We start from the raw sequence: 12,962 nt of genomic DNA, 5'->3' as shown, positions 1-12,962 counted from the left end.
GCCACAGAGCAGGAGCAGCAGTGACCGTTCGAGTAGGTATCAACGGGTTCGGCCGGATCGGCCGCAACTTCTTCCGCGCCGTGCGCGCCTCCGGCGCCGACATCGAGATCGTCGGCGTCAACGACCTGACCGACAACGCCTCGCTGGCGCACCTGCTCAAGTTCGACTCGATCCTCGGGCGCCTCGACGCCGACGTCTCCGCGACCGAGGACGAGATCCGCGTGGGCGACCAGGTCGTCAAGACCTTCGCCGAGCGCGACCCCGCCAACCTGCGCTGGAGCGACCTCGGCGTCGACGTCGTCGTCGAGTCGACCGGCTTCTTCACCGACGCGACCAAGGCCCGCGCCCACGTCGACGCCGGCGGCGCCAAGAAGGTCATCATCTCCGCGCCCGCCTCCAACGAGGACATCACCGTCGTGATGGGCGTCAACCACGAGCTGTACGACCCCGCGCAGCACACGGTGATCTCGAACGCCTCGTGCACCACCAACTGCCTCGCGCCGATGGCCAAGGCCCTCAACGACGAGTTCGGCATCGTCAAGGGCCTGATGACGACGGTGCACGCCTACACCGCCGACCAGAACCTGCAGGACAACATCCACAAGGACCCGCGCCGCGCCCGCGCCGCCGCCCTCAACGTGGTGCCCACCTCGACCGGTGCGGCCAAGGCCATCGGCCTGGTCCTGCCCGAGCTCAAGGGCAAGCTCGACGGCTACGCCCTGCGCGTGCCCGTGCCCACCGGCTCGGCCACCGACCTGACCTTCGAGGCCGGTCGCGAGACCACCGTCGAGGAGGTCAACGCCGTGATCGAGAAGGCCGCCGACGGCCGCTTCCTGCGCTACTCCACCGACCCGCTGGTGTCCTCCGACATCGTCACCGACCCGGCGTCGTGCATCTTCGACGCGCCGCTGACCAAGGTCATCGGCAACCAGGTCAAGGTCGTCGGCTGGTACGACAACGAGTGGGGCTACTCCAACCGCCTCGTCGACCTCATCGGCTACATCGGCGAGACGCTCTGACGGTGGCCTCGCACACCGATCTCGACCAGCTGCTCGCCCAGGGGGTCGCCGGCAAGCGCGTCCTGGTCCGCTCCGACCTCAACGTCCCCCTCGAGGGTGCCGCCGACGCGCGCGTCATCACCGACGACGGACGCATCCGGGCCAGCGTGCCCACCATCCGCGCCCTGGCCGACGCCGGGGCGCGGGTGGTGGTCACCGCCCACCTCGGGCGGCCCCAGGGTGCCCCGGACCCGGCGTACTCGCTGGCGCCGGTGGCGGCCCGGCTGGGCGAGGTGCTGGAGCGTGACGTGGCCTTCGCCCGCGACACCGTCGGCGAGTCGGCCCACGAGACCGTCGCGGCGCTGGAGGACGGCCAGGTCGCGGTGCTCGAGAACGTGCGCTTCGACGCGGCCGAGACCAGCAAGGACGACGCCGAGCGCGGCGGCTTCGCCGACCGGCTCGCCGAGCTGGCCGACGTGTTCGTCTCCGACGGCTTCGGCGTCGTGCACCGCAAGCAGGCCTCGGTCTACGACGTCGCCCAGCGGCTGCCGCACGCCATGGGCGGGTTGGTGGCCACCGAGATCGAGGTGCTGCGCCGGCTGACCGAGACCCCGGAGCGGCCCTACGTGGTCGTCCTGGGCGGCTCGAAGGTCTCCGACAAGCTCGGTGTCATCGACAACCTGCTCGGCAAGGCCGACAAGCTGCTCATCGGCGGCGGCATGGTCTTCACCTTCCTCAAGGCCCAGGGCCACGAGGTCGGCAAGAGCCTGCTCGAGGAGGACCAGCTCGACACCTGCCGGGCCTACCTCGAGCGCGCGGAGGCCTCCGGCGTGCAGATCCTGCTGCCCGGCGACGTCGTGGTCGACACGGCGTTCCCCTCGGGCGACCGCTCGCCCGAGCCGCGCGTGGTGCCGGCGACCCAGATCCCCGCGGACTGCCTGGGGCTCGACATCGGTCCTGCGGCCGGCGCCGACTTCGCGGCCGCCCTGGCCGACGCACGCACCGTGTTCTGGAACGGTCCGATGGGCGTCTTCGAGGTCCCGGCCTTCTCCGACGGCACCCGCGCCGTCGCGCAGGCGCTGACCGGTGTGGACGGCCTGACGGTCGTCGGCGGCGGCGACTCCGCGGCCGCCGTCCGCGCGCTCGGCTTCGACGAGGCCGCGTTCGGCCACATCTCCACCGGTGGTGGGGCCTCCCTCGAGTACCTCGAGGGCAAGGACCTGCCCGGCATCGACGTCCTGGAGGACTGACCCACATGGCCCGCACCACCCCCGCCCCCGGGCGCACCCCGCTGATGGCGGGCAACTGGAAGATGAACCTGAACCACCAGGAGGCGGTGGTCCTGGTCCAGAAGCTCGCCTGGGTGCTCAAGGACAAGAAGCACGACCACGCCAAGGCCGAGGTGGTCGTCGTACCGCCCTTCACCGACCTGCGCTCGGTGCAGACGCTCGTCGACGGCGACCGGCTGCCGGTGCGCTACGGCGCGCAGGACGTCTCGGTGCACGAGTCGGGCGCCTACACCGGCGAGATCTCGGCCTCGATGCTGGCCAAGCTCGGCTGCTCCTACGTGGTCGTCGGGCACTCCGAGCGCCGTGAGCACCACGGCGAGACCGACCAGGTCGTCAACGCCAAGGCGCACCGGGCCCTGGGTGCCGGCATGACGCCCATCGTGTGCATCGGCGAGGGCCTCGAGACCCGCCAGGCCGGCGAGCACGTGGCGTACTGCCTGGCCCAGGTCGAGGGCTCGCTCGCCGGGTTCACGCCCGAGCAGGTCGCCGGCCTGGTCGTGGCCTACGAGCCGGTCTGGGCGATCGGCACCGGCGAGGTGGCCACGCCCGACGACGCGCAGGAGGTCTGCGCGGCGATCCGCGAGCACGTGCGGGGCTCGCACGGCGACGCGGCCGCCGACGGCGTGCGCGTGCTCTACGGCGGCTCGGTCAAGGCGGCCAACGTGGCCGGCATCATGGCCAAGGACGACGTCGACGGCGCGCTGGTGGGCGGTGCGAGCCTGCAGGCCGAGGAGTTCGGCGGCATCTGCCGGTTCTACGACATGCCGGTCCTGTGACCCGCGGCGACGTGACGTAGGCTTCGCGACCGTGGAAACGTTCCTCACCATCATCCTCGTCCTCACCAGCTCCCTGATGATCCTGCTCGTGCTGCTGCACAAGGGTCGAGGCGGCGGTCTCTCCGACATGTTCGGTGGCGCCGTGTCGAGCTCGCTCGACATGTTCGGTGGCGGCGTGTCGAGCTCGCTCGGCGGCTCCTCGATCGCGGAGCGCAACCTCGACCGGCTCACGGTCGGCATCGGCGTGATCTGGTTCGCCACCGTCATCTCGATGGGGCTCCTGCTCGCCTACTGATCCGTCCGTCCCTGTTCGACCGTCGTTGAAGGAGAGCTCGTGGCTGGTGGAGGAAGCGCGATCCGGGGCAGCCGGGTCGGTGCCGGACCGATGGGTGAGGCGGAGCGCGGCCAGGCCGCCCCCCGCCAGACGGTGACCTACTTCTGCGCCCGCGAGCACCGCTCGGTCGTCGCGTTCTCCGTCGAGGCCCAGGCCCCGGAGTCGTGGGACTGCCCCAAGTGCGGACTGCCGGCCAGCATGGACGCCGACAACCCGCCCCCGGCGCCCAAGATCGAGCCCTACAAGACCCACCTGGCCTACGTGAAGGAGCGGCGCTCCGACGAGGAGGCCGCCGAGATCCTCACCGAGGCCCTCAAGCTGCTGCGCAGCCGCCGCAAGTCCGGCGACCTCATCTTCTGACCGACCCGGCGCCAGTTCCTCGCCGAGCCGGCGCCACTTCCTCGCCGACCCGGCGCCACTTCCTCGCCGAGCCGGCGCTGGTTCACGTCGGCAGGCCTTGGCGCGACCTGGCTCTTGCATAGGCCTGGGCAGCGAGCCGGTCCACGTCGGCCAAGGGTCCGAAGACGTTCTCCCTGCGGAAGACGGCGATCGTCCAGCCCTGCTCGTCCGCGTCAGTACGCCGAGCCCGGTCGTGCGCGCGCTGCTCGGGGGAGGAGTGCCACTCCTCGCCGTCGTACTCAGCGCCGAAGCGGCTGTCGGGGTCCGCGAGGTCGAGCCGCGCCACGAATCGTCCAGCCTCCCAGACCTCCACCTGTGGCTCGACCGGGATGCGTCGCTCGACGAGTCGCAGACGTAGCACCGACTCGCCTGGCGACTCGGAGCGCCCGTCGGCCAGCGGAGCCACCGCGCGCAGGGTGCGGACCCATCGGGCGCCGGTGAACCGGTGTACGTGCGCCAGCAGCTCGTCCCGCTCGAAGGCACCGAGCCGGAGCATGGCGTCGAGTCCCGCGATAGCCCGCTCGGGCCATCTCACGCGCCCGAGGTCGAGCGCCGTCCGCAGCGGGGACGTGACCTTCACCCCCTCCATCTCGACCACGTCGGAGGCTAGAAGGCTGCGTTCGCCACCATCGACCAGTCCGTTGCGCAGCCGACCGTGCCCGCGCCTGCGGAAGATCGTCAGCGGCATCACCTGCAAGTGCTCACCCGGTGCCAGCACCATCTCGGCACCGTGCAGCCACCCGGCGTGGCGGTCGCACACCACGGAGTCGGCCGGGATCACGAGCCGCAAGCAGGCCAACCGCAGGCACGTCGAGTCGGGCGTGGTCGCAGCGACGTACACGCCACGGAGCGGGCGACTCAGGGCGCCTGCGGTGACGAGGGCAGTGAGCTGGTTCGGTCGCAGCCCGACCTCTCGGGCGGTCTGGTGGGTGAACGGTCGGTCCAGCGGGAGCGGGAAGTCGCTGGGCAGCTGACCGAGCATGAGGGCATGAGTGAGATCCATGCACCCGTTGTGCCCGCGCGGCCCTGGCCCAGACATGGGTGGCGGTGAGCTGTGGACAACCGAGGGAACTGCCGCCGACTCGGCGAGGAACTGGCGCCGGCTCGGCGGGGAAGTGGCGCCGGGTCGGCGGGGAAGTGGCGCCGGGTCGGGTCAGAGGTGGGAGGCGGCGGGGCGGTCGAGGAACCAGGTGGTCTCCTCGCGGCCCCGGGGCACGCTGGCGGGGGTCTCCGCGGGCGTGGCGGCGGGGGAGAGGGCGCGGGCGACGGCCTCGGCCTTGCCCTCGCCGCTGACCAGGAACCAGGTGCTGCGGGCCCGGGCCAGGGTCGGGAAGGTCAGGGTGACCCGGTCGGGCGGCGGCTTGGGGGAGTCGTGCACCGCGACGACCGACCGCTCCTGCTCGTCGAGCTGGGGGAAGCCGGGGAACAGCGAGGCGACGTGCCCGTCGGGGCCCACGCCGAGCATCAGCACCTCGAAGCCGTCGGCACCGTGCTCGGCCAGCGCGTCGGCGTACCGCTCGGCGGCCTCCTCGGCGGTCGCGACGTCGTCGGTGGAGGGGACCTCGTGCACGTGCTCGGCCGGTACGCCGAGGGCGTCGATGAACGCTGCACGCGCCTGGCCGGCGTTGCGGTCCTCGGAGCCGGCGGCCACGAACCGCTCGTCGCCCCACCACAGCGCCACGCGCGTCCAGTCGACGTCGCTGGCGGCGCCGAGCCGCGCCAGCTCGGCGTGCACGGCGTCGGCGATGGTGCCGCCGGTCAGCACGACGTGCGGCACCCGGTCGGCGCTCTGGGCGTCGGCCAGGCGCGCCAGCAGCTCGCCGGCCACCGCGGTCGCCAGGGCCGCCGCGTCGTCGTGGACCTCGATCAGCGCTTCGGTGGTCATCCGGCTCCGTCCGTGCGCCGGTGGGCGCGGTAGTACTCGATCAACGAGCGGGTGGAGGGGTCCTGCCCGGCCAGTGCGTCGGCGTCGCCGGCGACGGCGGGGCCGACCTCCTGGGCCAGCTGCTTGCCCAGCTCGACGCCCCACTGGTCGAAGCTGTCGATGCCCCACACCACGCCCTGGGTGAAGGTGATGTGCTCGTAGAGCGCGACCAGCTGGCCCAGCACCGAGGGCGTCAGCGCCGGGGCCATGATCGAGGTGGTCGGCCGGTTGCCGTCGAAGACGCGGGCCGGCACCACCGACTCCTCGGTGCCCTCGGCTCGCACCTCGTCGGCGGTCTTGCCGAAGGCCAGCGCGCGGGTCTGGGCGAAGAAGTTGGCCAGGAACAGCTCGTGGACGTCCTGCTCCCCGTCGCGCAGCGGGTGGGCGGGCGTCGCGACCGCGATGAAGTCGGCCGGCACCAGCCGGGTGCCCTGGTGGATGAGCTGGTAGAAGGCGTGCTGGCCGTTGGTGCCGGGCTCGCCCCAGAACACCTCACCGGTGCCGGTCGTGACCGGGGTGCCGTCCCAGCGCACCCCCTTGCCGTTGGACTCCATCGTCAGCTGCTGCAGGTACGCCGGGAAGCGGTGCAGCAGCTGGGCGTAGGGCAGCACGGCGTGGGTCTCGGCGCCGAGGAAGCTGGTGTACCAGATGTTCAGCAGCCCCATCAGGAGCGGGACGTTGGCGGCCGGCTCGGCGGTGCGGAAGTGCTCGTCGACCGCGTGCATGCCCGCCAGCAGCTCGGCGAACCGCTCGGGTCCGATCGCGACCGCGAGCGAGGTGCCGATGGCGGAGTCGAGCGAGTAGCGACCGCCGACCCAGTCCCAGAACCCGAAGGCGTTGTCGGGGTCGATGCCGAAGTCGGCGACCTTGTCGAGCGCGGTCGAGACGGCGACGAAGTGGCGGGCCACGGCGTCGGAGGCGTCGACGTCGTCACCCAGGCCCTCGAGCAGCCAGGCCTTGCACAGCCGGGCGTTGGTGAGGGTCTCGAGGGTGCCGAAGGTCTTGCTGGACACGACGAACAGCGTGGTGGCCGGGTCGAGCCCCTCGAGGGTGAGCGCGGCGTCGCTGGGGTCGATGTTGCTGATGAAGCGGCACTCGACGCGCTCGTGCACGTAGGGCTTGAGCGCCTCGTACGCCATCACCGGACCCAGGTCGGACCCGCCGATGCCGATGTTGACCACGGTGCGCACCGGCTCACCGGTCGCACCCACCCACTCGCCGGAGCGCACCTTCTCGGCGAAGGCGTACACCCGGTCGAGCACCTCGTGGACGTCGGCGACGACGTCCTGGCCGTCGACGACCAGCTGTGCGTCGCGAGGCAGGCGCAGCGCCGTGTGCAGCACCGCGCGGTCCTCGGTGACGTTGACCCGCTCCCCGGCCAGCATCGCGTCGCGCCGCTCCGCGACGCCGGTCTGCTCGGCGAGGGCGAGCAGCTGCTCGAGCACCGTCTCGTCGACGAGGTTCTTCGACAGGTCGACGTGCAGGTCGGCCAGCGCGTGCGTCAGCCGGCCGGCCCGCTCGGGGTCGTCGGCGAACCACGCCCGCAGGTCCGGGTCGAACCCGGTGGCGTGCGCCGCCAGGCGGGCCCAGGCATCCGTCGAGCGCGGGTCGTGGGACGCCGTCGAGCTCATGCCCCGGCCTTCTCCATCTGACCCTGCACGGTCTCGACGAGCTCGGTCCAGGACTTCTTGAACTTGTCGACGCCCTCGGTCTCGAGGACCTCGATGACCTCGTTCCAGTCGACGCCGACCTCACGGATGCGCTCGATCAGCGCACCGGCCTCGTCGCCGGTGCCGGTCACCTTGTCGCCCTGGACGTCGCCGTGGTCGGCGACGGCCTCGAGCGTCTTCTCCGGCATCGTGTTGACGGTGTCGGCGACCACGAGGTCGGTGACGTACATGGTGTCGGAGTAGTCGGGGTTCTTGACGCCCGTCGAGGCCCACAGCGGCCGCTGCGGGTTGGCGCCCGCCTCGGCCAGCCGCTTCCAGCGGTCGGAGGCCATGACCTCCTCGTACGCCGCGTAGGCGAGGCGGGCGTTGGCCACCGCGGCCTTGCCGCGCAGCTCGAGCGCCTCGTCGGTGCCGATCTTCTCCAGGCGGGCGTCGACCTCGGAGTCGACGCGCGAGACGAAGAAGGAGGCCACCGAGTCGATCGTCGACAGGTCGACGCCGGCCTCGTGCGCCTTCTCCAGGCCGGAGAGGTAGGCGTCCATCACGTCCTGGTAGCGGGTGATGCCGAAGATCAGCGTGACGTTGACGCTGATGCCCTCCGAGATCGCCGTCGTGATGGCCGGCAGACCCTCGAGGGTCGCCGGGATCTTGATCAGCACGTTGGGGCGGTCCACGGCCTTCCACAGCGCACGCGCCGAGGCCATGGTGCCCTCGGTGTCGTTGGCCAGGTCGGGCTCGACCTCGATCGAGACCTTGCCGTCGTGCGCGGTCGAGCGGGTCACCGGCTCGAGCACGTCGCAGGCGTTGCGGACGTCCTCGGTGGTGAGCTCGAAGATCACCTCGTCGACGCCCTTGCCGTCGGCGACCAGCTGGCGCAGCTGCTCGTTGTAGCGCTCGCCGTCGGCGATGGCGCCGGCGAAGATCGTCGGGTTGGTGGTGACGCCGACGACGTGCTTGGCGGCGACGAGCTCGGCGAGGTTGCCGGTCTCGATCCGCTCGCGCGACAGGTCGTCGAGCCAGATGGACACACCGGCGTCGGACAGGGCCTTCAGGTTCTCACTCATGGTTCCTCCTGGTGCGGGTGCTGGTCTGGGGTGCGTACGACGTCGGGCTCAGCCGGCCGCGGCGGCCAGGGAGTCCCGGGCCGCGTCGGCGACGGCCTGGGCCGTGATGCCGTACTCGGTGTAGATGCGGGAGTACTCGGCCGAGGCGCCGTAGGTCTCGATGGACACGATCCGGCCCTGGTCGCCGACGACGTCGCGCCAGCCCATGGCGATGCCGGCCTCGACGGCCACACGGGCCTTGACGGTCGCGGGCAGCACGCGCTGGCGGTAGGAGTCGTCCTGCGCGTCGAACCACTCGCGGCACGGCATCGACACGACGCGGGCGCGGACGCCCTGCTCGGCCAGCATGGCGCGGGCCTCGACGGCCAGCTGCACCTCGGAGCCGGTGCCCACCAGGATCACGTCGGGCTCGCCGCCCTCGGCGTCGATGAGCACGTAGCCGCCGCGGTGGACCTCGGAGGTGTCGGCGTAGCCGTCCTCGCCGCGGGGGAAGACCGGGAGGTTCTGGCGCGAGAGCGCCAGCCCGGCGGGCCGGTCGGTGGTGCGCATGATGTGCGCCCAGGCGGCCGTGACCTCGTTGGCGTCGGCCGGGCGGACGACGTCGAGGCCCGGGATCGCGCGCAGCGCGGCGACGTGCTCGACCGGCTGGTGCGTCGGGCCGTCCTCACCGAGACCGATGGAGTCGTGGGTCCACACGTAGGTGACCGGCAGACCCATCAGCGCGGCCAGGCGCACCGCGGGGCGCATGTAGTCGGAGAAGGTCAGGAACGTGCCGCCGAAGACGCGGGTGCCGCCGTGCAGGGCGATGCCGTTCATGATCGAGCCCATCGCGTGCTCGCGGATGCCGAAGTGCAGCACGCGGCCGGCGTACGGGTCGCCCTTCCAGGAGTCGGTCGAGCGCTCGGCCGGGATGAAGGAGGGCGCGTCCTCGATGGTGGTGTTGTTGGAGCCGGCGAGGTCGGCCGAGCCGCCCCACAGCTCGGGCACCTTCGCAGCGATCGCGTTGATGACGGCGCCGGAGGCCTTGCGGGTGGCGACGTCCTTGCCGGCGGGGAACGACGGCAGGTCGGCGTCCCAGCCCTCGGGCAGGGTGCGGGTGCGCATCCGCTCGAAGGCGGCTGCGCCCTCGGCGTTGTCAGCGGCCCAGCGGGCGAACTCGTCGTCCCAGGCGGCCTGCGCGGCCTTGCCGCGCTCGACGGCGGCCCGGGTGTGCTCGAGGACGCCGTCCTTGAGCTCGAAGGTCTTCTCGGGGTCGAAGCCCAGGACCTCCTTGGTGGCCGCGACCTCGTCGGCGCCGAGCGCCGAGCCGTGGGAGGCGCCGGTGTTCTGGGCGTTGGGGGCGGGCCAGGCGATGATCGTCTTGAGGACGATGAAGCTGGGGCGGTCGGTGACCGCGTCGGCGGCCTCGATCGCAGCGTGCAGCTCGTGGACGTCCTCGACGTACTCGTCGCCGCCGTTGGTCCAGTCGACGGTCTGGACGTGCCAGCCGTAGGCCTCGTAGCGGGCCGCGACGTCCTCGGCCAGGGCGATGTCGGTGTCGTCCTCGATCGAGATCTGGTTGGCGTCGTAGATCACCGTGAGGTTGCCGAGGTTCTGCACGCCGGCGAGGGCGGAGGCCTCGGCGCTCACGCCCTCCTCGATGTCGCCGTCGCTGCAGATGGCGAAGACGCGGTGGTCGAAGAGCGAGGGGCCGTCACCGGCGGCGGGGTCGAGCAGCCCGCGCTCGCGGCGGGCGGCCATCGCCATGCCCACGGCGTTGGCGACGCCCTGGCCCAGCGGGCCGGTGGTGGTCTCGACGCCGGCGGTGTGGCCGTGCTCGGGGTGGCCCGGGGTCTTGGAGCCCCACTGGCGCAGCGCCTGGAGGTCCTCGATCTCCAGGCCCCAGCCGCCGAGGAAGAGCTGCGTGTAGAGGGTGATGGAGCTGTGCCCGGCCGACAGCACGAACCGGTCGCGACCGGCCCAGTCGGGGTCGGCGGGGTTGTGGCGCATCACCTTCTGGAACAGCAGGTACGCCGCCGGCGCCAGGCTCATCGCCGTGCCGGGGTGCCCGTTGCCGGCCTTCTCGACCGAGTCCATGGCCAGCACGCGGGCGGTGTCCACCGCGAGCTGGTCGGTGTCGGTCCACTCGAGGGAGGCGGGAGAGGTCACGGGGTTCCTTCCGATGGGGAACTACAGTCGTTTTCAGGTGCCACGGGGTGCAACAGAGCCCGGGCCCAGGCGATTCCGAGCCTACCGATGACGGGCAGTAGACTCTCATCCGCACCTCCCCACCTCACCCGTCTGCACATCGAGGACCCTTCGTGACCCACGCCGGCCAGTCGGCCGCTGACGCCCTGCACGACGACGCGACGGCGAGTGGCGGGCCCGGACCCGCACGGTTCCGGGACGTGGTGGCGGCGTACGTCGGCCTGACGAAGCCGCGGGTCATCGAGCTGCTGCTGCTGACCACGGTGCCGGTGATGTTCTTCGCCGCCCGTGGCGTGCCGCCGCTGGGCTTGGTGGTGGCCACCGTCGTGGGCGGCACGTTCTCGGCCGGCTCGGCCTCGGTGTTCAACTGCGTCTACGACCGCGACATCGACGAGCAGATGCGCCGCACCAGGCGCCGCGCCCTGCCCCGCCACATCGTCAGCGCCCGCGCGGCGCTGGTCTTCGGCCTGGTGCTGGGCGTGCTGTCGGTGGTCGTCCTCTACGTGTGGGTCAACCCGCTCTCGGCGCTGCTGGCCGTGGCGGCGGAGGCCTTCTACGTGTTCGGCTACACGATGGTGCTCAAGCGCCGCACGACCCAGAACATCGTGTGGGGCGGCCTCGCCGGCTGCTTCCCGGCCCTGATCGGCTGGACCGCTGTCACCGGTGAGCTGGCCTGGACGCCCGTGGTGCTCTTCATGGTCGTCTTCTTCTGGACGCCCCCGCACACCTGGGCCCTGGCGCTGCGCTACCGCGAGGACTACGCCAACGTCGACGTCCCGATGCTGCCCGTGGTGGCGCCGGCGCGCGAGGTGGGTCGCCAGATCGTCCTCTACTCGTGGGTGATGGTCGCCACCTCGCTCCTGCTGTGGCCCGTCGCCGGCACCGGCCCGGTCTACCCGGTCGTGGCCGCGGTCCTGGGCGCCGTCTTCCTGGTCGAGGCGCACCGCATGTGGGGCCGCACCAAGACCGCGGACGACCTGGCCACGATCCAGCCGATGCGCCTCTTCCACTCCTCGAACCTCTACCTCTCGCTGCTCTTCGTCGCCGTCGCGCTCGACCCCCTGCTCCTGGGCTGACGCCCTCGGGCGCCGAGCCGGCCGGCTCGAACCGGCCGGGTCGCGGCGGTCGTCGGTCGAGCAGGGAGGAGCGCCAGCGACGAGCGTCGTAGAGACCCGGTGAGGTCCGTGCTCGCCGTACGTCGTGGGGTTGCGGGGTCTCGGCGACGCTCGAGCCTTCGGCCCTCGCTGCTCGACCAACGGCGGTGGTGCGCCGAGCCGGCTGGTGTGAACGGGTCGGCTCGTGCTCGCCGTACGTCGTGGGGTTGCGGGGTCTCGGCGACGCTCGAGCCTTCGGCCCTCGCTGCTCGACCAACGGTGACGCCCTCGCTGCTCGACCAACGGTGACGCCCTCGCTGCTCGACCAACGGTGACGCCCTCGCTGCTCCGACGGCGGTGGGGCTAGGGGTGGCGGACGCGCAGGAGGGTCCAGGTGACGCTGGCGGAGAGGACCGCCGCGCCGAGGAGGTGGAGGCCGACCAGCAGGACCGGCAGGTCGGTGAAGTACTGCACGAAGCCGATCACGCCCTGGGCGAGCTCGACGCCGAGCAGCACCAGGGCGGCCTGGACCGCCTTGCGGGGGGCGCCCTGGACCAGCAGGGTCACGACCAGGCCGATGGTCAGGCCGAGCAGCAGGAAGACGGCGTCGGCGTGCAGCTGGCTCCACTGGGCGGGGTCGAGACCGTTGCGGTCGGTGTTCGCGTCGCCGGCGTGCGGGCCGGCCCCGGTGACGACGGTGCCGAGGTAGAAGACCACCCAGGCGGCGGCGACCACGCCCCAGGCCAGGGCGACGCCCGGGCCCCGGGCGGGGGGCACGGGCCGGTCGAGGACCTGCAGGAAGCGCACGGAGATCGCGACGAGCAGCAGCGAGAGCAGCAGGTGGAGCGAGACGATCCACGAGTTCAGGTCGGTGAGGACGGTGATCCCGCCGATGACCGCCTGCATGGGGATGCCCAGGCCGAGCACGACCGAGATCCGCACCAGCTCGCGGCGCCGGGTGCGCAGGGCCGCGACGAAGAGCAGCACGGCCACGGCGACGAGGACGAAGGTGAGCAGCCGGTTGCCGAACTCGATGGCCGAGTGGAACTCGAGCTCCCCGTGGGGGGTGAACGACTCGTCGGTGCAGCGCGGCCAGGTCGGGCAGCCGAGCCCCGAGCCGGTCAGGCGCACCGCGCCACCGGTGACCACGATGCCGATGTTGGCGACCACGGAGGCCCAGCCGGCCCAGCGGGCCTGGCGCAGACGGGTGGTGTGCACGTCGGGCAC

12 protein-coding genes are annotated in these 12,962 nt (G+C 72.0%); 6 read left to right on the top strand and 6 right to left on the bottom strand.

The annotated features are described in order from the left end of the window. Positions 1 to 20: 20 nt before the first annotated feature. The 5 genes from gap (at position 21) to H0S66_RS18395 (ending at position 3,757) form a co-directional block, all read left to right on the top strand. On the top strand, positions 21 to 1,019 hold the full coding sequence (gene gap / locus H0S66_RS18415) for a type I glyceraldehyde-3-phosphate dehydrogenase (protein WP_179616652.1): 999 nt from the start codon (positions 21 to 23) through the stop codon (positions 1,017 to 1,019). Positions 1,020 to 1,021: 2 nt separating this feature from the next. Continuing rightward, positions 1,022 to 2,248, top strand: a complete 1,227-nt coding sequence (locus tag H0S66_RS18410) for a phosphoglycerate kinase (protein WP_179616651.1) — start codon at positions 1,022 to 1,024, stop codon at positions 2,246 to 2,248. A gap of 5 nt (positions 2,249 to 2,253) precedes the next feature. Continuing rightward, positions 2,254 to 3,063, top strand: coding sequence for a triose-phosphate isomerase (tpiA, locus tag H0S66_RS18405; protein WP_246305178.1), 810 nt, complete (start codon positions 2,254 to 2,256; stop codon positions 3,061 to 3,063). Between the two features lie 31 nt (positions 3,064 to 3,094). Beyond that, complete coding sequence (secG, locus tag H0S66_RS18400) at positions 3,095 to 3,358, top strand: preprotein translocase subunit SecG (protein WP_180923686.1); 264 nt, start codon at positions 3,095 to 3,097, stop codon at positions 3,356 to 3,358. A 90-nt stretch (positions 3,359 to 3,448) separates the two neighbouring features. Continuing rightward, a complete protein-coding gene (locus tag H0S66_RS18395; RefSeq protein ID WP_218877280.1) occupies positions 3,449 to 3,757 on the top strand; it encodes an RNA polymerase-binding protein RbpA in 309 nt (102 codons plus the stop codon). Between the two features lie 82 nt (positions 3,758 to 3,839). Here H0S66_RS18395 and H0S66_RS18390 read toward each other — a convergent pair whose 3' ends face one another. The 5 genes from H0S66_RS18390 to tkt form a co-directional block, all read right to left on the bottom strand. Beyond that, positions 3,840 to 4,517: a hypothetical protein gene (locus tag H0S66_RS18390; protein WP_258016985.1), complete on the bottom strand. Its 678-nt coding sequence runs from the start codon at positions 4,515 to 4,517 to the stop codon at positions 3,840 to 3,842. Positions 4,518 to 4,949: 432 nt separating this feature from the next. Further along, positions 4,950 to 5,681, bottom strand: coding sequence for a 6-phosphogluconolactonase (pgl, locus tag H0S66_RS18385; protein WP_179616647.1), 732 nt, complete (start codon positions 5,679 to 5,681; stop codon positions 4,950 to 4,952). Beyond that, positions 5,678 to 7,351, bottom strand: a complete 1,674-nt coding sequence (gene pgi, locus H0S66_RS18380) for a glucose-6-phosphate isomerase (RefSeq protein WP_179616646.1) — start codon at positions 7,349 to 7,351, stop codon at positions 5,678 to 5,680. The genes pgl and pgi overlap by 4 nt, the downstream gene beginning before the upstream one ends. Further along, positions 7,348 to 8,454: a transaldolase gene (gene tal, locus H0S66_RS18375; protein ID WP_179616645.1), complete on the bottom strand. Its 1,107-nt coding sequence runs from the start codon at positions 8,452 to 8,454 to the stop codon at positions 7,348 to 7,350. The genes pgi and tal overlap by 4 nt, the downstream gene beginning before the upstream one ends. Positions 8,455 to 8,502: 48 nt before the next feature. Then, the gene (gene tkt, locus H0S66_RS18370; RefSeq protein ID WP_218877279.1) at positions 8,503 to 10,530 is read right to left on the bottom strand and encodes a transketolase; all 2,028 of its coding nucleotides are present in this window, start codon (positions 10,528 to 10,530) and stop codon (positions 8,503 to 8,505) included. A gap of 257 nt (positions 10,531 to 10,787) precedes the next feature. On the opposite strand from tkt, the gene H0S66_RS18365 reads away from it, so the two are divergent. After that, positions 10,788 to 11,717, top strand: coding sequence for a heme o synthase (locus H0S66_RS18365; RefSeq protein WP_179617527.1), 930 nt, complete (start codon positions 10,788 to 10,790; stop codon positions 11,715 to 11,717). 381 nt (positions 11,718 to 12,098) lie between these two features. Here the strand turns inward: H0S66_RS18365 and H0S66_RS18360 are convergent, their stop codons facing one another. Beyond that, complete coding sequence (locus H0S66_RS18360; protein ID WP_258016984.1) at positions 12,099 to 12,953, bottom strand: COX15/CtaA family protein; 855 nt, start codon at positions 12,951 to 12,953, stop codon at positions 12,099 to 12,101. Positions 12,954 to 12,962: the final 9 nt, after the last annotated feature.

Source organism: Nocardioides marinisabuli, assembly GCF_013466785.1.
GTDB lineage: Bacteria > Actinomycetota > Actinomycetes > Propionibacteriales > Nocardioidaceae > Nocardioides > Nocardioides marinisabuli.
The sequence above is the reverse complement of the archived record's forward strand: the minus strand, read 5'-3'. Positions and strand labels throughout refer to the sequence as shown.